Source organism: Peribacillus simplex, assembly GCF_001542915.1.
Classification (GTDB): Bacteria; Bacillota; Bacilli; order Bacillales; family DSM-1321; genus Peribacillus; species Peribacillus simplex_B.
Window position 1 is genome coordinate 14,789 of sequence record NZ_LNNH01000027.1, and the last position, 23,027, is coordinate 37,815.

The 23,027-nt window shown below is 44.1% G+C and carries 28 protein-coding genes and 1 pseudogene; 24 read left to right on the top strand and 5 right to left on the bottom strand.

Annotation, left to right across the window (positions count from 1 at the left end; translation table 11 throughout):
- Positions 1–10: 10 nt before the first annotated feature.
- Positions 11–1,003, top strand: a complete 993-nt coding sequence (gene bioB / locus AS888_RS13475; RefSeq protein WP_061142675.1) for a biotin synthase BioB — start codon at positions 11–13, stop codon at positions 1,001–1,003.
- A 58-nt stretch (positions 1,004–1,061) separates the two neighbouring features.
- Here the strand turns inward: bioB and AS888_RS13480 are convergent, their stop codons facing one another.
- The gene (locus tag AS888_RS13480; RefSeq protein ID WP_061142676.1) at positions 1,062–1,967 is read right to left on the bottom strand and encodes a helix-turn-helix transcriptional regulator; all 906 of its coding nucleotides are present in this window, start codon (positions 1,965–1,967) and stop codon (positions 1,062–1,064) included.
- Between the two features lie 157 nt (positions 1,968–2,124).
- Here AS888_RS13480 and modA point away from each other — a divergent pair, with 157 nt between their 5' ends.
- Together modA and AS888_RS13495 are read left to right on the top strand one after the other, a co-directional pair.
- Positions 2,125–2,922, top strand: a complete 798-nt coding sequence (gene modA / locus AS888_RS13485) for a molybdate ABC transporter substrate-binding protein (RefSeq protein WP_061142677.1) — start codon at positions 2,125–2,127, stop codon at positions 2,920–2,922.
- A gap of 431 nt (positions 2,923–3,353) precedes the next feature.
- Positions 3,354–3,923, top strand: a complete 570-nt coding sequence (locus tag AS888_RS13495) for a dihydrofolate reductase family protein (RefSeq protein WP_061142679.1) — start codon at positions 3,354–3,356, stop codon at positions 3,921–3,923.
- A gap of 111 nt (positions 3,924–4,034) precedes the next feature.
- On the opposite strand, the gene AS888_RS13500 is transcribed toward AS888_RS13495, so the two are convergent.
- Positions 4,035–4,538 (bottom strand): VanZ family protein, encoded by a 504-nt coding sequence (locus AS888_RS13500; RefSeq protein WP_061142680.1) that lies wholly within the window; start codon positions 4,536–4,538, stop codon positions 4,035–4,037.
- Between the two features lie 191 nt (positions 4,539–4,729).
- Here AS888_RS13500 and AS888_RS13505 point away from each other — a divergent pair, with 191 nt between their 5' ends.
- The 11 genes from AS888_RS13505 to AS888_RS13555 all read left to right on the top strand — a co-directional run bounded on the left by AS888_RS13505 (position 4,730) and on the right by AS888_RS13555 (position 13,191).
- A complete protein-coding gene (locus AS888_RS13505) occupies positions 4,730–5,068 on the top strand; it encodes a hypothetical protein (RefSeq protein WP_061142681.1) in 339 nt (112 codons plus the stop codon).
- Positions 5,065–5,610, top strand: a complete 546-nt coding sequence (locus AS888_RS13510; protein WP_061142682.1) for a hypothetical protein — start codon at positions 5,065–5,067, stop codon at positions 5,608–5,610. The genes AS888_RS13505 and AS888_RS13510 overlap by 4 nt, the downstream gene beginning before the upstream one ends.
- Positions 5,611–5,643: 33 nt before the next feature.
- Positions 5,644–6,195 carry a GrpB family protein gene (locus tag AS888_RS13515; protein ID WP_397251782.1) on the top strand — a complete coding sequence of 184 codons (552 nt, stop codon included), beginning with the start codon at positions 5,644–5,646 and terminating at the stop codon, positions 6,193–6,195.
- Positions 6,179–7,645, top strand: coding sequence for an amidase family protein (locus tag AS888_RS13520; protein WP_061142684.1), 1,467 nt, complete (start codon positions 6,179–6,181; stop codon positions 7,643–7,645). Before AS888_RS13515 ends, AS888_RS13520 begins: the two co-directional genes overlap by 17 nt.
- Positions 7,646–7,676: 31 nt before the next feature.
- Complete coding sequence (locus tag AS888_RS13525) at positions 7,677–8,189, top strand: GrpB family protein (protein WP_061142685.1); 513 nt, start codon at positions 7,677–7,679, stop codon at positions 8,187–8,189.
- Positions 8,190–8,232: 43 nt separating this feature from the next.
- Positions 8,233–8,985: an AAA family ATPase gene (locus tag AS888_RS13530; RefSeq protein WP_061142686.1), complete on the top strand. Its 753-nt coding sequence runs from the start codon at positions 8,233–8,235 to the stop codon at positions 8,983–8,985.
- Between the two features lie 83 nt (positions 8,986–9,068).
- Complete coding sequence (locus AS888_RS13535; RefSeq protein WP_061142687.1) at positions 9,069–9,890, top strand: SDR family oxidoreductase; 822 nt, start codon at positions 9,069–9,071, stop codon at positions 9,888–9,890.
- A gap of 161 nt (positions 9,891–10,051) precedes the next feature.
- Positions 10,052–10,432, top strand: coding sequence for a GntR family transcriptional regulator (locus AS888_RS13540; RefSeq protein WP_061142688.1), 381 nt, complete (start codon positions 10,052–10,054; stop codon positions 10,430–10,432).
- Positions 10,429–11,115, top strand: a complete 687-nt coding sequence (locus AS888_RS13545) for an ABC transporter ATP-binding protein (RefSeq protein ID WP_061142689.1) — start codon at positions 10,429–10,431, stop codon at positions 11,113–11,115. Before AS888_RS13540 ends, AS888_RS13545 begins: the two co-directional genes overlap by 4 nt.
- Positions 11,112–11,945: a hypothetical protein gene (locus tag AS888_RS13550; RefSeq protein ID WP_061142690.1), complete on the top strand. Its 834-nt coding sequence runs from the start codon at positions 11,112–11,114 to the stop codon at positions 11,943–11,945. Before AS888_RS13545 ends, AS888_RS13550 begins: the two co-directional genes overlap by 4 nt.
- Positions 11,946–11,973: 28 nt before the next feature.
- A complete protein-coding gene (locus tag AS888_RS13555; RefSeq protein WP_061142691.1) occupies positions 11,974–13,191 on the top strand; it encodes a hypothetical protein in 1,218 nt (405 codons plus the stop codon).
- Positions 13,192–13,361: 170 nt separating this feature from the next.
- Here the strand turns inward: AS888_RS13555 and AS888_RS13560 are convergent, their stop codons facing one another.
- Entirely contained in the window at positions 13,362–14,561 is a 1,200-nt protein-coding gene (locus AS888_RS13560; protein WP_061142692.1) for an MFS transporter, read from the bottom strand.
- Between the two features lie 12 nt (positions 14,562–14,573).
- Positions 14,574–15,014, bottom strand: coding sequence for a MarR family winged helix-turn-helix transcriptional regulator (locus tag AS888_RS13565; RefSeq protein WP_061142693.1), 441 nt, complete (start codon positions 15,012–15,014; stop codon positions 14,574–14,576).
- 146 nt (positions 15,015–15,160) lie between these two features.
- Between AS888_RS13565 and AS888_RS13570 the strand changes: the two genes are divergently transcribed.
- A complete protein-coding gene (locus AS888_RS13570; protein WP_061142694.1) occupies positions 15,161–15,514 on the top strand; it encodes a hypothetical protein in 354 nt (117 codons plus the stop codon).
- A gap of 240 nt (positions 15,515–15,754) precedes the next feature.
- A complete protein-coding gene (locus AS888_RS13575) occupies positions 15,755–16,150 on the top strand; it encodes a VOC family protein (RefSeq protein WP_061142695.1) in 396 nt (131 codons plus the stop codon).
- Positions 16,151–16,184: 34 nt separating this feature from the next.
- Here AS888_RS13575 and AS888_RS13580 read toward each other — a convergent pair whose 3' ends face one another.
- On the bottom strand, positions 16,185–16,811 hold the full coding sequence (locus AS888_RS13580) for a DUF6944 family repetitive protein (protein WP_061142696.1): 627 nt from the start codon (positions 16,809–16,811) through the stop codon (positions 16,185–16,187).
- A 143-nt stretch (positions 16,812–16,954) separates the two neighbouring features.
- Between AS888_RS13580 and AS888_RS13585 the strand changes: the two genes are divergently transcribed.
- The 8 genes and pseudogenes from AS888_RS13585 (at position 16,955) to AS888_RS13620 (ending at position 23,027) form a co-directional block, all read left to right on the top strand.
- On the top strand, positions 16,955–17,422 hold the full coding sequence (locus tag AS888_RS13585) for a YjdJ family protein (protein ID WP_260320203.1): 468 nt from the start codon (positions 16,955–16,957) through the stop codon (positions 17,420–17,422).
- A gap of 200 nt (positions 17,423–17,622) precedes the next feature.
- Entirely contained in the window at positions 17,623–18,270 is a 648-nt protein-coding gene (locus tag AS888_RS13590) for a pentapeptide repeat-containing protein (RefSeq protein WP_061142698.1), read from the top strand.
- A gap of 166 nt (positions 18,271–18,436) precedes the next feature.
- Positions 18,437–19,168 carry a glyoxalase gene (locus tag AS888_RS13595; protein ID WP_185113090.1) on the top strand — a complete coding sequence of 244 codons (732 nt, stop codon included), beginning with the start codon at positions 18,437–18,439 and terminating at the stop codon, positions 19,166–19,168.
- Positions 19,146–19,814, top strand: a complete 669-nt coding sequence (locus AS888_RS13600; RefSeq protein ID WP_061142699.1) for an O-methyltransferase — start codon at positions 19,146–19,148, stop codon at positions 19,812–19,814. Before AS888_RS13595 ends, AS888_RS13600 begins: the two co-directional genes overlap by 23 nt.
- Positions 19,815–19,887: 73 nt before the next feature.
- A complete protein-coding gene (locus AS888_RS13605; protein WP_061142700.1) occupies positions 19,888–21,177 on the top strand; it encodes a glycosyl hydrolase family 8 in 1,290 nt (429 codons plus the stop codon).
- A 34-nt stretch (positions 21,178–21,211) separates the two neighbouring features.
- A complete protein-coding gene (locus AS888_RS13610) occupies positions 21,212–21,610 on the top strand; it encodes a VOC family protein (protein ID WP_061142701.1) in 399 nt (132 codons plus the stop codon).
- 369 nt (positions 21,611–21,979) lie between these two features.
- Positions 21,980–22,309, top strand: a pseudogene (locus AS888_RS13615) (thioredoxin family protein); the annotation flags it as partial.
- A 211-nt stretch (positions 22,310–22,520) separates the two neighbouring features.
- Positions 22,521–23,027, top strand: a complete 507-nt coding sequence (locus AS888_RS13620; protein ID WP_061142703.1) for an RrF2 family transcriptional regulator — start codon at positions 22,521–22,523, stop codon at positions 23,025–23,027.

Below are 23,027 nucleotides of genomic sequence, written 5' to 3' on the forward strand. Positions count from 1 at the left end.
GGAATTGGATATGGAAACATTAGCAATTGATTGGAAGGTGCTCGCCGAAAGCGTGATCAAGGGGTACAAAGTGACGGCCGAAGAGGCTTTATCCATCGTACAAGCCCCGGATGAAGAAGTTCTGGAAATCTTGAATGCTGCTTACCTCATCCGCAGGCATCATTATGGGAATAAGGTCAAATTGAATATGATCATCAACACGAAATCAGGCTTATGTCCCGAAGATTGCGGCTATTGCTCACAGTCGATCGTTTCGGAGGCACCAATCGATAAATATGCGTGGCTGACGAAAGAGAAGATTGTCGAGGGTGCGCAAGAATCAATCCGCCGTAAAGCGGGTACGTATTGCATCGTTGCTTCAGGGAGGCGTCCAACCAACAGGGAAATAGATCATGTCATTGAAGCCGTGAAGGAAATCCGCGGAACGACCGATCTTAAGATTTGCTGCTGCCTTGGCTTCCTGAATGAGGAGCATGCCGGGAAGCTGGCAGCTGCCGGGGTTCATCGCTATAATCACAACCTGAATACATCACAGGAAAACTACGGCAAAATTACATCGACGCACACCTATGAGGACAGGGTGGATACAGTCGAAGCCGTGAAGGAAGCAGGCATGTCACCATGCTCGGGTGCCATTTTCGGTATGGGGGAATCCGAAAAGGAGGCCGTGGAGATCGCCCTTTCCCTCCGCGGTCTGGATGCGGACTCGATTCCTTGTAATTTCCTCAATGCCATTGACGGTACGCCGCTTGAGGGAACGTCCGAGCTGACCCCCACTACATGCTTGAAATTGATTTCAATGATGAGATTCGTTAATCCAAGTAAAGAAATCCGTCTCGCCGGCGGTCGTGAAATCAACCTCCGTTCGATGCAGCCCATGGCCCTTTACGCGGCCAATTCCATTTTTGTCGGTGATTATTTAACGACAGCTGGTCAAGAACCGACTGCAGATTGGGGCATCATCGAAGATCTGGGGTTTGAAATTGAAGAATGTGCCCTTTAATATCGGATGATCTCACGGATAGAAAAAAGGAAGGCCGCTGATGCAGTAGCCTTCCTCTTTAAAATGTCTCGTGAATGACGGAGCCTGTCCGCGAAATATCATAATCACCTAAAGCATCGATTTCCGCTTGAAACGGAATCGAGTTTACTATCGTTTTGACGGCAGTGATGAGATCCTCGTTTGTTGACGTTTTTAATATAACAAGGTCGTAGCGTTCCGTTATCAATGGAACGAAGTCGACGCCAACCAGTTTAGCCGCTTTTTCGATTCCAACACCCACGTCCGCAGCCCCGGATGAAACGGCCGATGCGACACTTAAATGGTTGGTTTCCTCGTTTTCATAGCCTTTAAGGCTTTTAGCAGAAATCTTGTTGATCCGTAACTGCTCATCAAGGAGGATTCTTGCGCCAGATCCCCTCTCCCTATTGATGAAGGTCAGCTTGTCATGGGTTAAATCCGTCCACGAGGCGAGGTTGAAGGGATTCCCTTTTTTTACGTATAAGCCTGCCTTCCTTGAAAGGAGGTTAAGCAAAATGTAGGGATAACCAACCAAGATTTTTTTTATATAAGGAAGATTGTATTCTCCTGTATCACCATCGAACATATGCAAGCTCACGATATCGGCTTCGCCATTGTACATGGAAATCAGTCCGTTTAAGCTCCCTTTATGGGACCGCAATGCCTTATGGCCGGAATTTTTTTCGATGTACTGCCCAAGTAAATCCAGCACCATGTCCTGCCCGCTGATGACAAGGGGGGAGGCATCTTTTGCCTCGGGCGCTGAATAGGCTGGGGACTTGCTGTCGGCGATATATTTCTCCAAGTCCTTGGCATCCATCCTCATTTGCCTGCCAACGCGGAATACAGGCAGTTCCCCTTTTTTAACAAGATCATAGATCGTCAATTTAGATACTTTCAATAGCTGTGCGACTTCTTCGATTGTATAGGATAGCTCTTTGTGCATGTGCATCCCTCCCTCCACATTGTAGCTTAGTGACCTTTCAAAAGTAAATTGTCAAAGAAAGGGGGATTGATTAAAAGCCTAAATTCGTTTTATACTATTTATAAACAGTTATAATTAGATATAACTAGTTATAAATAGGGTGAAAGGAAGATTGGTTTTGAAAAAATTAAATTTCTTGATTTTTGCCATCATGCTGCTTGTGCTGATCGGTACGGGCTGTTCGAATGATGAAGGGAAAAACAAGCCGCAAAAAGACGGCGATCAAGTCGAATTGACGGTTTCCGCAGCTGTTAGCTTGCAGGATGCTTTAACGGATATAAAGGCAGCTTTTGAAAAGGACCACCCAAATGTGAAGGTCCATTATAACTTTGGGGCCTCAGGAGCGCTTCAGCAACAAATTTCCCAAGGGGCACCTGTGGACCTGTTCTTCTCGGCCGCGGAAGATAAATTCGAAAAATTAGTCGATGAAGATCTGATCGATGAGAAAAATGGGATCGACTTAGTCGGCAATAAGCTGGTGCTCGTCGTTCCGAAGGATTCCGATAAGCAATTGGGATCGATCGAAGACCTCACCAAGGCAGATAAAATATCCATCGGTACGCCCGAGTCTGTACCGGCTGGGCAGTATGCCAAACAAACATTGGAAAACATGAAACTCTGGAAAGAAATTGAAGGCAAAGTCGTATACGGCAAGGATGTCAGACAAGTGCTCACATATGTGGAAACGGGAAATGTCGATGCTGGTCTCGTTTATAAAACGGATGCACTTAGCTCATCTAAAGTTAAGATGGTCGCAACGGCCAAGGAAGATCTGCACGATCCAATCATCTATCCGGCAGGATTGATCAATGACCAAAAACATGCCAAAAAAGCAAAACAATTCTATGACTACCTCCAAACGCCGGCAGCCATGAAAACCTTTGAAAAATACGGATTTGAAGATTTGAATCGATGAGCAGGTAGCCGGAAAAATCCACTCCCTTCTATAATAAGAGCCGCCAATTTGGGGGCTTTTTATTATGGCTTTTTCGTCAAAGCCGATTGGAACGGAGTACGAAACACCGCTGGAAGACCCCGCCGCCCAAGGGAAACACTCGCACAAAAGCGAGGGGGCACAGTCCCTGGGTAACTTCATCGAAACGAAACGTCTAAGACCGAACCGTCCAAACCTGTCGGCGATCAGTCGTTCTTTTTTCGAAGCTTTGAAGTGCTCTTTCAGGGCCATTTTTTTATTTTTTGGCTCGCTTATAGGAAACGGGGGATGTTTGATACGTCCCTCCTTACTTGTTATAATTAAATGAGAACGGATATTCGGGTTCGGTAAGTGTGCAGCTCATTCAATGGGGCAGATGAAGCGATATCTGAATGACAAAAGGAGGAAGAATGATGTCCAATGACGGGAAACGAAGAAGAGTGATTTTAGATTTAGCCGTTACCTTAGATGGTTTTATCGAAGGGAAAAATGGCGAAGTCGACTGGTGCATCATGGACCCTGATATGGGGTTCACGAATTTCCTGAATCAAATCGATGCCATTTTATATGGCAGGAAAAGCTACGATTTATGGGGACAGTATATTCCTGAGACGCAAGACGCTGAGGCGGAAAAAGAAATTTGGGATTTGATTCATCGGAAAGAGAAATATGTGTTTTCCAGAACACAAATGAAGTCGGATGATCAAGCAATATTCATTAATGAAAATATTTTGGAAAAAGTAAATGAATTGAAGAATAAGCCAGGTAAAGACATCTGGCTGTATGGCGGAGCCAGCCTCATTACAACCTTCATGAATTTAGGGCTTGTGGATGAGTTCAGATTATCGATCCACCCTGTTATTTTGGGAGAAGGAAAACCGATGTTCATTGATATAAAACAGAGGGTGGATTTGAAATGGGTCAATACAAGAACGTTCGCATCCGGCGTCGTGCAACTCATTTACCAGGGGAATGGCCATTAAAAAAAGGATAGAGTTATTTCAAGAAGAAAGGGAAACCGTCACATAGTGGGTTTCCCATCTTTCTTATAAAAATGGATAGTGGAGGAGTCTTGAAAATCAATAGGCAACCATTCATTTTCCTGGGGCATGGTCGCGAATGGGCCGGTTGTTTTTCGTTTTGATGAAGATGTGAACCAGCTTAATCGGCAAGTATCCGATAACCCCGCCAAGCGTATTCAGGATTAAATCATCGATATCAAAACTGCCTAATACAAATAAAAGCTGAAGAACCTCATAGGTGAAACTTAAACCGAATGTGGCAAAAACGATTGATCGAAGCCGCGATATTCTTTTCGATAGTAAAGGCAGCAGGAAGCCAAAAGGTATGAACCCAACGATATTGCCGGCTATGTTTTCAATCCGGATGGATGTGTTGATATTCTCTACGAAGATGTACTGGAAAATGGTTTTAAATGGGATGAAGTTATGGGAACCCCAATAGCGCCCATTGAAATTGATTCGAATATGATCATTGATATCGATGATCGAGATGTATTTGAACAGAATTAGCTTTGTCAGGATCAATAGATAAAGAAACATACATAATGATAAGACTGCTTTAACCAATATTTTCATGCTGGACCCCTAGAGTAATATGATTTAATACAATTCTACCCTTTATTTCAAAAAATGAAAATATAACTAGATAAAGAGAGATGAGACTTTTATTTACTTAAATCAATCGTTCAAAAAGATTCAATTGAAATATTTTCCAATGATTGTTAATATTTTTATTAAGATCGACCCTTTTATTAAGGAGGGATAAAGTGGAGGAAGCGATCATGGACTATCTGCTTGCGTTTTTTTTGATGGTTGGTTTCACATATGGTCTTTTTAGACAAATGGGGCAATGCGTCAGAATCAGGCGCGGAAAGGGCAACGGACATGCTTCTTACAGGAGAATCGTCATCGGAAACGATTTGGCATGCCTATCTTATGCGGGTTTCCTTGTTTTTTATATGTTGAATCTTTTATTAGGATTACGGATGATGCCAGCTGGAATCTTTACAAGCGAGAATACTAGTTTTAGCTGTTTTAGCTTCCTAGCCATTTTTTTAATCGCTAAATTTGGGGTTATACCAAAAGAAGTGAAACAGGTTGAATGAAGAAGTTGGGTAACAAATACATAGTCGAGAAAAGGGGATATATGAAGAAAATTTCGCTTACCCTGCTAATGGCATGCATATCGCTCAGCTTTCTTTTGAGTTTTGCCGTGCCTGGTTTCGCCAGCAAAATGAAAGGCAATATTAGCTCGATGAAAATCATGTATTCTTATAGCGTCACGAAGTCATTTTCTGAAAGAACCCACGAAACGATCCAAATAACATCCGTCCCATCAGGAGAGGTAGAGACAAAGGATATCCACGTCCGCATGGATGCCAAGCTTGAGTATACTCCGCTTAATATTCAAGCGGTAGTGAGGGAGAGCCTGAATAAGCCGGAGGAATCCAACTATACATCCACATTTGCGGGACCCGCAAAAGGATTTTCTCAGAGGCATTATTATCTTACGAAGAACTATGATAAAGGAAGATACACCGTCATTCGAACGAATAAAATGACTGGAGCGGAAAAGATATATGACGGAACTTACTATGAACCAAGTGCTCAGGATCCACTCGTCAACTGGTCGCGTGATGAAAAATGACCGCTTACATCCTATCAAAAGCAGGTGGATTTATTGGAAATCGACATCGAGGATTATAACCCGAAATGGGTTAGCGAATTCGAGCAGGAAAAAACGAGGATACTGACAGTGTTACACGGTCATCGTCTATATATGGAGCATATTGGCAGTACCTCCGTCAAAGGATTGGCAGCAAAACCGGTGTTGGATATGATGGCTGGTGTCCGGCACTTGGACGAGGTGGAACCGTTCATCGAGCCCTTGAAGTCGATTGGGTATGAATTTGTCTCACATAAGGAGTTTCCCGAAAGGCGTTTTTTTAGAAAGGGTCAATGGCGGGCGGGTACCCATCATTTGCATATCTATAAAATCGGAAGCGACCAGTGGAAGGATCAACTTTCATTCAGGGATTATTTAATCGCACATCCTGAGGTGCGAAAACAATATCAGCAATTGAAGCAGGACTTAGCCGAAAAGCACTCAAATGACAGGACGAGTTACACGGAGGCAAAAGCTCCGTTTATCCAAGCTGTCCTGAAGAAAGCGAAAGAGGAAGTACCCCATCCGCAAGCAGAGGGGACCGATGTCGATGACGATACCATTTAAAGAGTTTTTCAAAGAAGAGCTAACGATAGGTGAGATACAATCCGCCTTGGAAAAAGGAGACATAACAGCAAAAGAGCTGACCATGTATTATATGTTTCGGATTGCCCACTTTGATCAAGATGGCCCAAAACTGAACTCCATCCTTGAGATCAATCCAGATGCCATCTTCATTGCTGAGGCATTGGATCATGAACGAGCATCCAAGGGAGCCAGGGGACCATTGCATGGCATCCCGATTTTATTGAAGGATAATATCGAAACGAATGATAAGATGCATACGAGTGCCGGGGCGATTGCGCTTGAGAATTATAACAGCAACGAGGATGCATTTCTTGTTAAAAAGCTTCGTGAAGCTGGAGCCGTTATCCTCGGTAAGACGAATATGACCGAGCTGGCGAATGGGATGTCTTATGAAATGTGGGCGGGATACAGTTCACGAGGCGGACAAGTATTGAACCCATATGGGGATGCGAACCTTTATGTGGGAGGGTCCAGTTCAGGATCGGCAGTGGCGGCTGCTGCGAATTTCACGGTATTATCTGTAGGCACTGAAACGGACGCCTCCATCTTAAGTCCAGCGATAACCAATTCCGTCGTGGGGGTTAAACCGACCGTCGGCCTGTTGAGCCGTAGGGGAATCATCCCTTTCACCTATTCACAGGACACGGCAGGTCCGATGGCAAGAACCGTCACCGATGCTGCGATTTTATTGGGAACGTTAGCGGGCGTGGATGAGCTTGAGCCCGCGACACATAAAAGCGCAGGGAGGCTGGTATCGGATTATACGGAATATTTAGATCGAAACGGGTTAAGGAATGCCAAAATCGGTGTATACAATCGGGCACATGACGAGTTTTATGCATCAGCTGAATTTGACGAAAGCTTATTTAAGGATGTTGTTCGAACCTTGAAGGATGAAGGGGCCATCGTCAACGAAGCTATAGACATACCTTCATTCAATCGCGAATGGAGCTGGGCCGTTTCTTTATATGAGCTAAAAGCTAGCTTGGATCATTTCCTTTCGAAGCTACCGCCGCACATACCGGTTCATTCCATTTCGGAATTAATTGCTTTCAATAAGAACATAGGCGAGCGGGCATTGAAATATGGGCAAAATAAATTGGAAAATAGAGAAAGCCTGACCAATACGTTAAGAAATCCTGATTACTTGAATGCCAAACTGGAAGACATCTATTTTTCTCAGGAACAGGGCATTGATTTCACCTTGAAGAAGTATGATTTGGATGCCATTCTTTTTCCTTCTTATATAGGCTCCACCATTTGTGCCAAAGCAGGGTATCCTTCCATTGCCATGCCTGCAGGATTCATGAAATGCGGCAGGCCGTTTGGGGTGACTTTCGCCGGCACCGCTTATAGTGAAGGGAGATTAATAAAACTCGCCTATGCCTATGAACAGGCTACCAAGCACAGACGAAAGCCAAACCTATGACCAGCATCGTTGGACGGAAAGGGAGGTTTCTATGAGAAGAGTCGAGGTCGTTGCACATAAGCAGGAGTGGCGCGTATTATTCGGGGATGAATGCGTACGTTTAAGGGACATATTCGGCGCTGAATTGATGGAAGTATCTCATATTGGCAGTACGGCCATTCCGGCCATCCACGCCAAGCCTGTCATAGATATGTTGGCAGTGGTTCGGAACATCGATCATGTCGCTGATTTTAATGAAGCGATGGGAAGGATTGGCTATAAGGCAAGGGGAGAGAATGGCATCGCTGGGCGAAGGTTTTTCAGTAAAGGCGGGGATGAGCGGTCACATCATGTGCATATGTTTCAAGCGGGTCATGAGGATATTGCCAGGCATCTTGCTTTTCGGGATTATATGCTGGCGCACCAGGATGAAGCCGAAGCGTATAGTCAGCTCAAGCGACAGTTGGCTGCCGAATTCCCGGAGGATATCATGGGATACGTCAACGGGAAGAATGCGTTCATCAAGATGATTGATGAAAGGGCGAAACGTTGGGGATGTGACTGAGAAGTTTTTTGAAAAAGATTTTTGGAATAGGGAGGTGACTGAGATGAAGTTACATCATGATACACAATACATCAGGGGCATGTACCTGAATCGGGAGTGCATTTCTTCTTATGACTTTTTCCCGCTTAATCTGCCGGTTATTAAGCATCTTCGAGAATTGGCTTTCCATCCGAATGTAACCTATGTTGTCGGGGAAAATGGCATGGGGAAGTCGACTTTGCTTGAAGGAATTGCGATTGCGTATGGCTTCAATCCAGAGGGCGGGACGTTGAATTTCAATTTTTCCAATTATGATTCGCACTCCAACTTGGACGAATACCTCCGTTTGAAAAAGGGCGTGTATAAACCGCAGGACCATTTTTTCTTTAGGGCAGAAACCTTTTATAATGTAGCCACGAATATAGAAGAACTGGACAGGGAGGCGCTTGGGCCGAAAATCATTGATTCCTACGGTGGAAAGTCGCTGCATCAACAATCACACGGTGAATCGTTTTTCGCGGCTTTCGTAGAGCGGTTTCAAGGCAATGGGGTGTATATCCTTGATGAGCCTGAGGCTGCTTTGTCACCATTAAGGCAAATGTCGATGCTCGCCAGGATCAACGAGCTTGTCAATCAAGGGTCCCAGTTCATCATTTCCACCCATTCCCCGGTCCTCATGGCGTATCCAGATGCAAACATCCTCCAAATTACAGAGTCTGGAATAAATGAAGTGGCACTGGAGGAAACAGAGCACTATTTGTTAATGAAACAGTTTTTTGAAGATAAAGATCGACTGCTGCATCACCTGTTTCAATAAATATCGTCACATATTTTAGTCCGTCCATGGAAAATCTAGCACCATGATACCCATTTTTGCCGATCATAGGAAGGGTGAAACACATGATTTTAATTACAGGTTCGACTGGCAACGTAGGAAAGGAAGTAGTGAGGGAGCTGCAATCCGAAGGTATTCCGTTCGTAACGGCAAGCCATCGAAGCGGTCACGGTGACCGTTATTTGAACTTTGAGGATGCCTCTTCGTTTACCGGGGCTTTACAGGGAATCGACTCCGTCTTTTTGATGCGCCCTCCGCATCTTGCTGATGTTAATAAGTATTTTCGTCCGTTCATAGAAGAGGCGGTCAAGCAGAATGTGAAACACATCGTATTTCTTTCCGTGCTCGGGGCGGACAAAAACAAAATCGTCCCTCATGCCAAAATTGAAAAAGTCATCTTGGAATCCAATATCCCCTATACATTTCTGCGCCCGAGTTTCTTTATGCAGAACCTGCTTACGGAGCATGGTGAAGAATTAAGGGAGAAACATGATATATATGTTCCGGCGGGCAAAGGGAAAACGAGCTTCATCGATGTCCGTGATATAGGTGTCGCTGCCATGAAGACGTTGATCCAGGAAGAGCATCGAGGGAAAGCTTATGACTTAACTGGAAACGAAGCCTTGTCGTATCAAGAGGTAGCCGAAATATTCAGTGAGATAACAGGGGAAAGCTTCACTTATTCGAATCCAAGCATTCTTGAATTCTGGAAAACATACCGAAAAAAAGGAATGAGTAATGACAAAATCGTCGTAATGGTGGGGATTTACACGACCGCGAAAATCGGTTTCGCGAAGCGGGTGACAAAAGATTTACATACTTTATTGGAACATGCCCCCATTACCTTTGAACAATTTGTCAAGGATAGTATAGACACACTGAAATAGCAGCAAAAACCTCGAGTGCCCTGCATTCGGGGTTTTTGCTTGGAAATTAATGTTGACAGGTTTGGTGTATTACGAGTATAGTACATCTATAAGGTGTATGAACCACGTAGTACATACACGTAACAAGCCAATCAGTTTTTATATAAATAGGGGGTGGTTTTATGAACGTTAATACCCGGGAACCGGTATATTTACAAGTCGTTCGTCATTTTAAAGAGCAAATAGCCATCGGCAACTTCGTGGCTGGACAGGAGATTCCCTCCCGAAGAGAGCTGGCTGCTACATTGAACATAAATCCTAATACTGCACAAAAAGCGTATAAAGAAATGGAGGAACAGGGCTTGATTCATACTGAACGTAATTTTCCCAGTCAAATCACTACGAATGAAACGGTATTACAGGCTGTGAGGCAGGAACTGATCTTGGAAGCCGTCGATTCTTTTGTCGATGCGATCCGTCCGATTAATGTGCCAGTCGATGAGTTGCTTCGTGTCGTGAAAGAAAAATACTCGGAAGAAATCAGGGAGGAGGAAGGGAAATGATCGAGGTAAAACGAGTTTCCAAAAAATATGGCCGCAAAAAAATATTGGATGGTGTGTCCTTTACCGCCAATAAAGGCGAAGTCACCTGTCTGATCGGGATTAATGGTGTCGGAAAAACGACTACACTCAAAGCGATCATGGGCTTGACACCTTATAAAGGGGAAATCCTGATCGATGGTCAACAAATGACAAAGGACAGCTATGAAAAAATCACCTTCATTCCGGACGCTCCGACGATGCTTCCGCAAATGACGGTCAAACAGGCAATGGTGTTCATGGAGGATTTCTATCATTCATGGAATCAGGAAAGGGCCCTGCAATTACTTGAATTCTTCAAGCTGAAAGAAGAAAGCCGCATTTCGGAATTGTCCAAAGGAAATACAGCTAAGCTTAACTTGATGCTCGGGCTGTCCCTTGACGTGGATTATGTCCTGATGGATGAACCGTTTTCGGGAATCGATATATTCAGCCGCGAGCAGATCGCCAATGTTTTTGCGAGCCATCTCATTGAGGACAGGGGCGTCATCATCACGACCCATGAAATCGGTGATATCGAGCATCTGATCGACAAGGTCATCTTATTGGATAACGGGACGGTGCTTAAGGAATTCAATACGGAAGAAATGCGTGAAGAAGAAGGGAAATCGGTAGTCGACGTAATGAGAGAGGTGTATCAAGCATGATGCGTTATATAAAGCTAGTCAATTTCGAAATCAACCGTTTTAGTAAAATTTATCTTACTCTATTGCTGATCACCGTCCTTTCGCAGTTTGCCGGGGTGCTGATCGTAACCAAGAGCCTTATTAATGATGCCAAGGAAACCATGCTGCAGGAAAAGCTAACGGAAGCCGATTATCTTAGTGAATATGGCGGCATTGACTTCACCCATATCGCCAATACCCTTTGGTTTCTAGGCCCGATCGCATTAAGCGCCGTTGCTCTCATTTTCTACATTTTTTTAATTTGGTATCGTGATTGGTTCGGCAAGAATACGTTCATCTATCGCCTCTTGATGTTACCGACATCCAGATTATCACTCTATCTTTCCAAAGCTACGGCCATCTTCCTGATGGTATTGGGACTGATCGCCTGGCAGATGATCCTTTTACCGCTGGAAAATGCGCTATTCAATTCAAGCGTGCCGGAAGCGTTCTTGAATATGGAACTGTCAACTTCCTCCATAGCTGCAGCGAATAGGGTACTGATGTTGATCATTCCAAGTACATTCACGGCGTTCCTGCTTTCCTATGGAACCGGTCTTATGATCATGTCGGTATTATTCACGGCGATCATGTTTGAACGGAGTTTCCGCATGAAAGGAATTCTATTGGGGCTGGTGTATGGCGGTGTTGCCGCTATGCTGTTTTTAACTCCTGTTTTCATAAATAACAGTGGGGTTTTCCATTTTTATTCGATTGAATTATTCGGTCTTCTGCTCACATTGGGAATCATCGTGACAGGGTTATCGATTTGGCTTGGATCATGGTTATTGAAAAACCGCGTAACCGTATAAAAACAAACAAAAAAGGAGCGTGAACAAGGTGAAACGTTATTTATGCAGCATCATCATCAGCTTGGTTGTCCTCTTAAGCATCGGGACTTATTATGTGAAAGTAGCTTCCTCCGCTTCAAGCCTGCCGACGTATACATTCAAGACAAGTGAAGGCAGCGTTAAAGAGCTTGATCCGGTCATCGTCCAAGCAACACTTGAACATCATAATATTTATGAACCATTGACGATTGAATCCGATCGAACCAAATATGACAGCGATAGGCCATTCTGGTCTGACAGAAATGATGTTCAAATTGAACGATTGATAAAGAAACATCGTTCATTCATGCGCGGGAGGGACTTTATCAATTCCTTTTATGAAGACGATGATTTCCTCGCTTACGCATCCGTGAATAGCGAATATACGAAGAGCGGGAAAATGAAAGCGGAGTTCGATATCGGTTTATTGGAGAAGAAAGATGAAGATGAAACGTCCTTCCGCATCGACGTTCCCGGTCAAGAGAGAGTAATGAATACGGAAGTCAGGGATGTGCAGCTGATTCATTCGAAGCTGCAGGTATTGACGATGAATGATGTGTACTCGAATGATGATAAGCAAACGAAAGAAGTACATCTGTATACGATCGATTTAGCCAAGAAAAAGGTAGTGAACGACAAAACCCTTGTCTCCGAAACCTTTACGTACCCAAATCAAGTGGACTTTGAGATGCCGGTGAATACATCACCTTCAAAGCCAAACAATATGATCTTAATTTCAATCATTAAAGCCGTAACTGATGAGGAAGGTGTTTATGAGGAAAAGCTAAAAGAAAGCAAGCTGTTCTCTTACCAGTATGACACGGAAAAATTATCAACGATCAAGGGTGCCAAGAAAGAATCGCTCAATTTGGACATCGCAAGATCCGGCTATACGGATGGGAAAAACCTATACGCAATTGCTTTCAAATCCGGAAAATATCAAATGAAGACATTTGACATAAGCAGTGGAGCGTTAACGAATAACATACAGCTGGACTTAGCTGCTGGTAAAGAGGAAGCAAACTACGTTGCGATTAAAAATGGGCGTGTGTACTTCCTATTAAGAAGCGGTATGGGTGAAAACGTAACGTACAAACCTGCACACCTACTGATCGCTGATTTAAAGACAGGAAAAACTTTATATAAAGGTGAAACGGTCATGCATGCTGCCAAAAAGAAGAATGAACAAAAAACTGGTTTTTCTGTAAATAACCTCGAAGTTAAATGATGAAGCGAAAGGTCCCCTCATTAATGAAGGGACCTTTACTTTTGGACTCGATCTGATCAGGCAAAATGGATGTACCCCGCTTACCCAGAGGCGGTCCGTGAACATTCTCTCCATCTAAGATGAACGTATAAAAAAGGGCTGGGAATGAAATCATTCCCAGCCCTTTAGTCTTAAGCTGAAGCGATTGTTGCTCTTGCTGCACGTTCTTTCCGGCCATGCAGGAAGAAGTACAGGACGGAAGTGGCGATGACCGCGACGCCTAGAATGACATAGAGCGTGCTGTAGCCTGTGATTGGAATGATGAAACCAAGAATATATGGGCCGAACCCAAGACCTGCATCAAGCATGATAAAGAAGGTCGAGGTCGCCATTCCCATACGGTGAGGCGGTGTCAGTTTAACCGCAATCGCCTGCGAGCTTGATTGCATATTACCGAAGCCAAGTCCGATGAGGAAGCCAGCCGCCAATAAAGTGAAGCTATTGGTCGTAATGCTTAGAAGCAGCAAACCTGCACCAAATATCATGAAAGCCGGATACATGATGAAGTTCGCTCCTCTCCGGTCCATTAACGGTCCAGAGAAAGGACGTGATACTAATACAGCCACAGCATAAATGACAAAGAAGAAGCTTGCCGTATTGACCAGGTCGATTTCAATGGCGTAAAAACTGATGAAAGAAAGGACGCTGGAATAGCAGAATGCCAATATTAAAGTGATCAATGAGATGGGCAGTGCTTTTGGTTCGATAAAGTTGGAGAGCTTGAACCCTTTGCTTTCTGCCGCTTTTGCAGTTCCTTTCAAAGCCGGTACATACAGGAAGAATGCTGTGACCAGACTGATCAGCCCTAAGGCCAGGCAGAAACTGAAAATCACTTGGAAGCTTGTGTGCTGAGCCATATATAGACCGATGAAGGGTCCGATTGCCGTTGCAAGTGTCGCGCTCATGCTGTAATAGCCGATGCCCTCGCCTTTACGTGTTGCCGGAATGATTTGGGCGACGATCGTTCCCGTCGCGGTACTGGCCATGCCCATCGCCATCCCATGGATCAGGCGGTTAACAAGCAGGAAGCCGATTCCGAGATCGACAAAATATAGAATGGTCGTCAACGTAAAAAAGATCAACCCGATGAATAACGTTTTCTTACGGCCGATTGAATCGATGAAACGGCCAATGAACAAGCGTCCGATCAATGTCCCGATTATGAAGATACCTGATATGAGTCCAGCTTGGCTTGTAGATGCATTCAATTCATTTACAGCATAGATGGCAAGTGTCACCATCAATAAATAAAAGATTAATGTTATGAAAAAATTAATGGATGAGACGATGATGAAATCTTTCGTCCATAGGTTTGGTCTGGATTGTTCCATTTTATGATCTCCTTACTTTAAGATGTTATTTCTTATTTCACCCATGATGCGTATCGCTGCGAGTTGTTCCTCTTCAGTGATTCCTTCCAGGATGTCCTGTTCATATTGGTCGATCGTTACACGGACTTCGTTGTATATCTTTGTGCCGAGCTCCGTAAGCCGCATCCTTTTCTCGCGCCGATCCTTGCTTGGTACATGCTCGACATACCCCAATTCCTCCAAGCGGGTGATGGTCCTCGTAATCGTGGGCTTTTCAACGCTTTGATAATTGGCAAGCTCCACAAGCGTTGCCGATTCATAATTGAATAAGAAATGTAATATGGACCATTGCGCCCTGTGTAAATCATGCTTGCCCAGCTGGATATTAAGATTATTTTCAAATGGACGGTACAGCAGTAAAAGTTGCTGGAAGAATTTTTGGTAAGTCTTTATAGGAAACACCTCTTTTATCATTATATAGTTACCTTAAGTAATTGTTACCCTGAGTAACTATAATAGCAGAATTAATCTATTATGTCCAATCGGATTGGTATTATTTAAGCAAACAAGGTTATTTATCAGGGAAAGAGGGAAAATAGGAACGGGAGTTGATATGGGACATGTATAAATCGATCATTGCACTGGTTGCCTCAGCAACCATGCTGACTGCTTGCAATAGTGACCTGGCGAATGACCAGGAGAAACCAAAGGAAAATGAACAGCAAAAGGAAACGAAAGCGGGCCCTGAAAAAAATAAATGGTCCTCCTTGCCCGAATACGACGAAATCATCGAGCAGATCGGCGATAAAGACTATACACTCAATAAGGAAACGGATAACGATGATAAACGTGTATTCCTGATTGAACTAAACGGGGAAAAACAATATAAAACCATTTTTATCAAAAGAACCAATCGACTGAAAATCATCGAAATAAATGGCAACGGTGAAGTCTATGATAAAATCATCCAATAAAAACCATTCCGACTTTAAAAAAAGGCCACATTAAATCAATTCAACCGGAAATAAATGGTCCATCTATGCGTATAAATCGACCGAATGTGAAGATAATCAGTCCGTTAGGAGGAAGAATTCGTCCCAACTGGAAATTTCCCCTAGTCGGCGCGACCGGATTCGAGTATAGTGAATGCAACCGACTAGAGGGGAGTGGTACCAGTCACTCCTCTTTTTGATGGTTTAATGGGAGGGATGACATTGTCAGAGGGGTTCATTCATCATATTGAGCTTTACGTTTCAGATTTGAGACGGTCCATTGGTTTCTGGGGCTGGTTTTTGGAGGAAATGGGTTATGAGCCATATCAGGAGTGGGAGAGCGGGAAGAGCTGGCGATTAGCGGACATGTATATTGTTTTTGTTCAAGCGAAGGAGAGGTATTTGGATGTTCCCTATCATAGGGGAAGGGTCGGTCTTAACCATCTTGCCTTTCATGCTTCGTCTCGTCAGCAGGTTGATGAGATGACGATGAAATTGAGGGAGAGGGGAGTACCCGTCCTGTATGCGGACAAGCATCCGTTTGCCGGCGGAGGGGATCATTATGCGGTATATTTCGAAGATCCTGATAGGATGAAGGTCGAACTCGTCGGCCCTTGACTGCTTTGAACGGCGGCGGGAAGCAGGTTATCCATCAAAAATTGGCATAGCTGTACCGGGATAGATGCTCATCACCTTCGGGTTCAGGACGATAAAAGGCGTCGATTAAGATAAAGGCACCGGCAACCTGGGCCCAGCTGCCAAGCAAGAGGATATGCTCCCCTATCCGGCGTTTTTCATTTAGAATGAAGATGTTTCCGATCGACTCAAAAAAAGAACCTGCTGCAATCAAGGCATTTCCTTTCAATTCAAGGGAACGTGAAATGGAATCCTCCGAAAGAAAGGCACCGAACGCTTCAAAAGCGGCTCCTAGACCTTGGATGCCGCTGCCGAGAGCATCCGTTTTCGTCCCCTCCTCATCAGAGCCATTCAGCTGCATATTGATTCCCACTGCATTTGCGGTGTTACCCGCAGCCTCAAGCCAAGCGCCTAAAATGAAATAGGATTCGGAAATTTCATTTTCCGGCTCCAACATTTTCGTTCGTCCGATGGCTTGCAGGGAATTTGCGAAGGCTTCAATGCCATTCCCTTTTAATACCAAGTCCTTTCCGAGGTTCGTTCCGGTTAACGTTTGCTGGGTTTGCCCGATTGCACCTGTGAGTGTGCCGATGCCCAGTAACCATGCTCCTGAAATAAGGAGGTCATCTCCATGAGTGATCATATCTCTAACGCTCCTTAAAAGTGGTTACATTATAATATTCAGGAGGCAGTGTTTGTTTACATATTGCTTGAACACACGATGCGGGCTCCGATTATATGAAAATAAACCAATTATTGGTATAATGTCAGCTGGAGGAGATGGAATTGACTATTAACTATTTTACACAAATGATAATCGCTGCATTTTTCTTTATGCTTTTTTCATTTTGTGCCTGGTATGAGGGCAGCGAAATACTGGATAACTCATGGGAATGGAAGCATTCAACGTATTTTTCGGATCACGTAATCGATGCCGATGATATTTCGGATTTGGACCATTTCGTTTATGCCGCTAAATTCAGGCCGTTATTTCCGGTGCTTATGATTTTGACCGCTTCGTACATCATCATGCTGACGGGCCATCGTCTTTTCAAAAAAAGCATAACAAAAAAAGCTGTATTTCTGTCCGGCTTCGGAGCTCTATTTTTGTTTGCAAGCGGTATTGTTTCCAATTCGCCGACCATAGGGGGGGGTATCTTTCAAGCCATATTTTTGATAGGCGGAATGCTCTTGATTCTTGCGGCGGCCCTATGTTACTTTTGGTTGCCAAAAGGGTTCAAGACAGAAAGATAAGGTTTCCTGGCTGCCAAGAGAGGCAGCTTTTTATTTGCCAGCAAACGAGTGGGATGGACACAAATTAACGGAAAATAATAGCCCTTCACGCGAAATTCTTAGTTTGAACTCCACGTACATCTCAATTATAGTTAAGTCTGAATGAAGGGGATGGGTGGTCCTTTCCTCGTCATTCATGAAAAAAGTGAAAAGGTGATACTATGCCAGGCAAATTCAAAATTGAACAGCCCAAGATCGAAAAAGAGTTACCCCAAGGAAACTTTCAGGAAATCTATTATAAAGATGAGCCATATCTTGATGCCTGTATCATCACCAATTGTACGATTGATCGCGAAAAAATCGACAAAATCGTATTATCACAGGTGGTTTTTAAAAATGTGACATTCAGTGATGTATCGTTCAGGAATATTGAGCTGACGGATGTAATTTTTGATCATTGCGACTTGACCAATGCCGATTTCATGGCTGGTTCGATTCATCGTGTCGAATTCAAGGATTCGAAATTACTGGGAATAAACCTGTCCGATGCCAGTTTAGGAAATGTCCAATTCGATAGCTGCAACTTGAATTTAAGTGCCTTCGGTTATGCATCATTAAAACAAGTGAAATTCGATCATTGCTCATTGGAAAGCGCAGATTTTTACGAGTGTACGTTCAAGAAAGTGATGTTCGATGCCTGCAGATTGAATGAAGTGAATTTTTCCCGGACGCCACTTAAAGGAATCGACCTTAGCAGTTCCACCTTCCAAAGGCTGACCGTATCCTTGGAGGATCTAAACGGCTGCGAGGTTTCCCCGGATCAAGCGATAGGCTTTGCTTCCATGCTCGGACTGAAAATCAAAGAGTGACCTATAATGGGGCATTTATATGAAATCAGAGGATCGCCAATTTGGTGGTCCTTTTTTTGCGGGGTGCGGCCATATATATATTATTTATGTAAATAAAAATGCAGAATGTTTCCACAAATGAAGATTTGCTTTACAATATTTGTTAGGTGGTTGAAGGGGGTCAACGATGATTATCAATAAGGTCACTTTATACAGTCATGTCTTGGATGAAATGCGGGATTTTTATGTAGGTGAGTTAGGGTTCGAGTTACACTCACTAACCGATGATGGTTTTGCCATTAAGGTGGGGGACAGTGTGCTGGAGATGAAAAGCTATCATCTCCAAGATAAGCCCTTTTATCATTTTGCCATAAACATTCCGACGAATTTATTTACCTCGGCAAAAAAATGGGCAAAGTCCAAGGTAGAGTTAATGAAGGAAGATGGTGTGGACGAAGTTCATTTTAGCCTTTCAGATGCCCATGCCTTTTATTTTTTGGACCCATCAGGCAACATCGTCGAGTTCATATCCAGGTATGCCGTATCACCTGAATCCCAGTCAAAGACTTTCTGCGCACGAGAATCGTTGTGCATAAGCGAAATAAACCTTACGACAGATGAAGTGGGGGATATCGGGAATACGTTGATGGGCTTAGGGCTGCCGGTAAGGAAGGATGAATCGATAAATGAAGGCGGATTGAATTTTATAGGGCAGCATGAGGAAGGTTCGTTTTTACTGTTGGGTCCCAGGAATAGGCGCTGGTTTTTTTCGGATAGGGTGTCGGAATCCTTTCCGCTTTCGGTGGTCATTGATGACCAGCTGACCATTTCATTGGATGATGAAGGAAAGATGAAGGCTGAATCAGGTGTAACCGGCCAAGGAGGGCGATCGTTATATGTCAGAAAAGATTTGGAATGAGGTAGATTTATATTTTAGTAATAAGCTCCATACGACGGATCAGATCATGGATTCGATATTGAAAGCGAATGCTGAAGCGGGGCTGCCAGCGATCGATGTATCTCCAAACCAAGGGAAATTCCTTCATCTGTTAGCGAGACTCACTGGAGCGAAAAGCATCTTGGAAATCGGGACCCTTGGCGGCTATAGCAGTGTGTGGCTCGCTCGTGCTTTGCCGGAAAATGGCCGGTTGATAACGCTGGAATATGAGGCGAGGCACGCAAAAGTGGCTGAAGCGAATATCAAGCATGCAGGATTGGCCGATAAAATCAAGATTATCGTGGGGGCGGCGCTGGATACCTTGCCAAAGCTTAAAGAAAAGGGATTATCCAGCTTTGACCTCATTTTTATCGATGCCGATAAGTCCAATAATCCCGAGTATCTTAAATGGGCGCTGGAACTTTCCCGGCCGGGGACCGTGATCATCACCGATAATGTCATCCGTGATGGAAAAGTGCTCGCCCCGGATAGCGATGATCCGAATGTGAGGGGAATCCGTACTTTCATAGATAAGCTATCACAAGAACCAAGAATTGATTCCACGGTGATGCAAACGGTCGGAATGAAGGGGTATGATGGGTTTGTGATCGGGGTTGTAAAAGAGTGAAATGCATGCACAGGGGAAATGAGAAAAGGAAATCACATGTGTGAAACGTACATCATAATTCAGGGAGCCGGCCATGAAAAAACGAGTAAGCATAGTGATCGGAATCGGAGTGATCATCATCGGGATCATCTTCTTGGCAGCGGGGGTGTCTCAAACCACTCAGACGCCAAAGGAAGAGATGGCCGCTAAAAGGGCATTTCCGCAGCATGCAATTTATCAATCAGGAACGATAAAACCTGACCATATATCACAAGAGGAGCTGGACGTTGCGGTCGGGGATTTTTATGAAACTTGGAAAAATCACTATCTCAAACAGCCAGCCGATAAACAAGATGAATATTATATCTATTACAACGATAAAGGATATGCAGAACCCAAAAACGCCGTGACCGTTTCGGAGGCCCATGGCTATGGAATGATGATGACGGCCATCATGGCAGGCAACGAGGATAAGCGGTATTTCGATGGACTTTACCGATTTTATAAAGCGCATAAAAGCGATAATGATCCTTCGTTGATGGCGTGGCAGCAAGTGAAAGATAAAACCGGGAAAATCATCAATACGCCAGGAGATGCCGACTCGGCAACCGATGGCGATATGGATATCGCTTATTCGCTGCTGTTGGCTGATCGTCAGTGGGGAAGCGATGGGAACATCGACTATCTTGCCCAGGCAAAAGACATCATGGAGGCGATCATGGCGCATGAAATCAACCGGTCGAAGTCGCTGATCAAATTGGGCGACTGGGCCGGGGATGATGATGAGGTATACGGAAAAGCCACACGTTCTTCCGATTTTCTTCTCAATCACTTGAAGGTATTCGAGGCGGCAACAGGGAATCATGACTGGGCGGCTGTAACGAATAAGGCGCATGAGATCATGCATACGATTTATGAAGAACAAAGTCGCGATACGGGTCTGATGCCGGATTTCATTGTCCTATCCAGGGATGGATATCAGCCTGCACAAGCGGACTTTTTAGAAGGGGAGAATGATGGCGATTACAGCTGGAATAGCAGCAGGACTCCATGGCGCTATACGGTTGATTATTTGCTGACCGGCGATGATAGGTCGCTGCCGCAATTAAAGAAGATGAATGAATGGATCAGAGCGGAAACGGATGGAGACCCTAACAATATTCAATCCGGCTATACGCTAAGCGGAAAAACAGTGGAGGAAGGCAATAGTACAAGCTTCGTTGCCCCACTCATGGTAAGTGCCATGATCGATTCGTCCAACCAGCAATGGATCAACGATTTGTGGGATCGGACCATACAGTCAAAAGTAGACGATGACTATTTTGCCAATACGATAAAATTACAGGCAATGATTGTGGTATCAGGGAACTGGTGGGCACCATAATCGGGCAATTGATGAAAAGGGAGTTGGATGACCAATGAAAAAAGTGATCCCATTCTTGATGTTCCAGGGAAATGCGGAAGAAGCCATGAATTATTACACCGCTTTGATCGAAGAGTCCGAAATAACAAGCATGACGCGGTATGGAGCCAATGAGCCAGGTGCAGAGGGAAGCGTCACGCAAGCCACCTTCACCTTAAAGGGTCAGGAGTTCATGTGCATCGATAGTAATGTGGAACATCAATTTACGTTTACACCTTCGTTTTCAATCTTCCTTACATGTGATGGTGAAGAAGAAATAGACAGGCTTTATTCGGGTTTATCCGAAGGCGGACAAGTGCTGATGCCATTGGGTGATTATTCCTTTAGCAAGAAGTTCGGATGGATATCCGATAAATTTGGTGTCTCCTGGCAGCTGACCCTCCCTTTGGAATGAACAGGAAACCACCACTAACGGCAGCGTGTAGAAATTTTCCGAGTGTAGGCCGAATTATATGAAATGTAGGACGAAATAATTGGGTGTGGGACGAATTATATGTAGTGTGGGCCGAATTAATGGGCGTGCAGGCCGAATTATATGAGATGAAGGTCGAATTATATAAGTTGAAGGCTGAATGAATGGGCATGCAGGCCGAATTATATGGGTTGCATGCCTTACGCATATAGGCCGGATTATCAACGCCGTGACACAGGTGGGAGCATTTGATTGATGGTTCAGGAGAAACCGTTTGTGCTCCGGAGGAATTAATTATATAGTAATCGTTGAGTACATTCGTCTTGGAGTAAAAACGGTGATAAGAAAAGGCGCGGAGGAGAAATCATGAAAACTATTGGCACAGAACAAGAATACCGTGAACAAATCAAACAAGAGGGGCTGACGGTCGGAATTTTTACGACTACGTGGTGTCCAGATTGTAAACGCTTGGATATGTTCATCGATGAAATCACACAAGAACATCAAGACAAACAGTGGTTCACGATCGACCGTGACGAGTTCCCCGAGATTTCCGAGGAGCAAACGGTGATGGGAATTCCATCGCTATTAGTGTTTAAAAATGGTGAGAAGGTTGCACATCTGCACAGTGCAAATGCAAAAACTCCAGAGGCGGTCAACGAGTTTTTAAATGAACTGTAAATGTCTCTGACAAAGGAAACCCCGCGTGATATCGTCATGCGGGGTTTCCTTTTGCCTTTCTGTATTTCCTCGGTACTGTCCAAAAAGAAAAGACTTGTAAATTTTTCTATAAAATATCTTGATTTTTAAGTTGAAACGCGGTTTAATAATAGATACGAAATATCCATTATGGATATTGGATGTCCACTTATGTATAAAGAGGTGAAAGGAATTGCAATTAACAAAAGGGGTGGAGCAAGCGATATGCATCATTGTCATACTCTCGACTCAGGATAAAAGAGTGCCACTTTCATCTAATGAGATCAGCAGAAGGTTAGAAGTTTCGCCTTCGTATTTGAAAAAGATCATCCGGAAATTGGTCGTGAAGCAAATCATCACTTCCGTACCAGGAAATAATGGCGGTCTCTCTCTTGCCAAAAGTGTAGATGAGATAAAAAACATCGAAATAATTGAAGCGATGGAAGGCCCGATCGCGATGTTTCCGGATACAGGACTTATTGAAAAAGCGTTTAAAGACGGCGAGTATGCGGAAAAGGGAGTGGATGTTCTTCGCCGGATGTTTACTCAGGCGGATGAACTTCTGATGGAGTTCTTTTCTAGTCAAACGGTGGCAGATCTGTTAAGAGAAAGCTTTGGTACAAAAGAACTTCCGACCCTGAATTGGAACTCGGCGTCATTGAATGAATTAAAGTGTGAAGAGACAGGTGATAAAAATTGA

What these genes read in the sequence shown, in the direction of transcription:
- AS888_RS13535 (WP_061142687.1), top strand. Translation starts at nt 9,069, where the DNA reads ATGATTTTAATTACAGGTTCGACTGGCAACGTAGGAAAGGAAGTAGTG.
- AS888_RS13580 (WP_061142696.1), bottom strand. Translation starts at nt 16,811, where the DNA reads ATGATCACTCATGGAGATGACCTCCTTATTTCAGGAGCATGGTTACTG.
- AS888_RS13495 (WP_061142679.1), top strand. Translation starts at nt 3,354, where the DNA reads ATGTCCAATGACGGGAAACGAAGAAGAGTGATTTTAGATTTAGCCGTT.
- bioB (WP_061142675.1), top strand. Translation starts at nt 11, where the DNA reads ATGGAAACATTAGCAATTGATTGGAAGGTGCTCGCCGAAAGCGTGATC.
- AS888_RS13500 (WP_061142680.1), bottom strand. Translation starts at nt 4,538, where the DNA reads ATGAAAATATTGGTTAAAGCAGTCTTATCATTATGTATGTTTCTTTAT.
- AS888_RS13540 (WP_061142688.1), top strand. Translation starts at nt 10,052, where the DNA reads ATGAACGTTAATACCCGGGAACCGGTATATTTACAAGTCGTTCGTCAT.
- AS888_RS13600 (WP_061142699.1), top strand. Translation starts at nt 19,146, where the DNA reads ATGTCAGAAAAGATTTGGAATGAGGTAGATTTATATTTTAGTAATAAG.
- AS888_RS13590 (WP_061142698.1), top strand. Translation starts at nt 17,623, where the DNA reads ATGCCAGGCAAATTCAAAATTGAACAGCCCAAGATCGAAAAAGAGTTA.
- AS888_RS13605 (WP_061142700.1), top strand. Translation starts at nt 19,888, where the DNA reads ATGAAAAAACGAGTAAGCATAGTGATCGGAATCGGAGTGATCATCATC.
- AS888_RS13610 (WP_061142701.1), top strand. Translation starts at nt 21,212, where the DNA reads ATGAAAAAAGTGATCCCATTCTTGATGTTCCAGGGAAATGCGGAAGAA.
- AS888_RS13595 (WP_185113090.1), top strand. Translation starts at nt 18,437, where the DNA reads ATGATTATCAATAAGGTCACTTTATACAGTCATGTCTTGGATGAAATG.
- AS888_RS13560 (WP_061142692.1), bottom strand. Translation starts at nt 14,561, where the DNA reads ATGGAACAATCCAGACCAAACCTATGGACGAAAGATTTCATCATCGTC.
- AS888_RS13550 (WP_061142690.1), top strand. Translation starts at nt 11,112, where the DNA reads ATGATGCGTTATATAAAGCTAGTCAATTTCGAAATCAACCGTTTTAGT.
- AS888_RS13525 (WP_061142685.1), top strand. Translation starts at nt 7,677, where the DNA reads ATGAGAAGAGTCGAGGTCGTTGCACATAAGCAGGAGTGGCGCGTATTA.
- AS888_RS13480 (WP_061142676.1), bottom strand. Translation starts at nt 1,967, where the DNA reads ATGCACAAAGAGCTATCCTATACAATCGAAGAAGTCGCACAGCTATTG.
- AS888_RS13530 (WP_061142686.1), top strand. Translation starts at nt 8,233, where the DNA reads ATGAAGTTACATCATGATACACAATACATCAGGGGCATGTACCTGAAT.
- AS888_RS13510 (WP_061142682.1), top strand. Translation starts at nt 5,065, where the DNA reads ATGAAGAAGTTGGGTAACAAATACATAGTCGAGAAAAGGGGATATATG.
- AS888_RS13520 (WP_061142684.1), top strand. Translation starts at nt 6,179, where the DNA reads ATGACGATACCATTTAAAGAGTTTTTCAAAGAAGAGCTAACGATAGGT.
- AS888_RS13570 (WP_061142694.1), top strand. Translation starts at nt 15,161, where the DNA reads ATGTATAAATCGATCATTGCACTGGTTGCCTCAGCAACCATGCTGACT.
- AS888_RS13545 (WP_061142689.1), top strand. Translation starts at nt 10,429, where the DNA reads ATGATCGAGGTAAAACGAGTTTCCAAAAAATATGGCCGCAAAAAAATA.
- AS888_RS13565 (WP_061142693.1), bottom strand. Translation starts at nt 15,014, where the DNA reads ATGATAAAAGAGGTGTTTCCTATAAAGACTTACCAAAAATTCTTCCAG.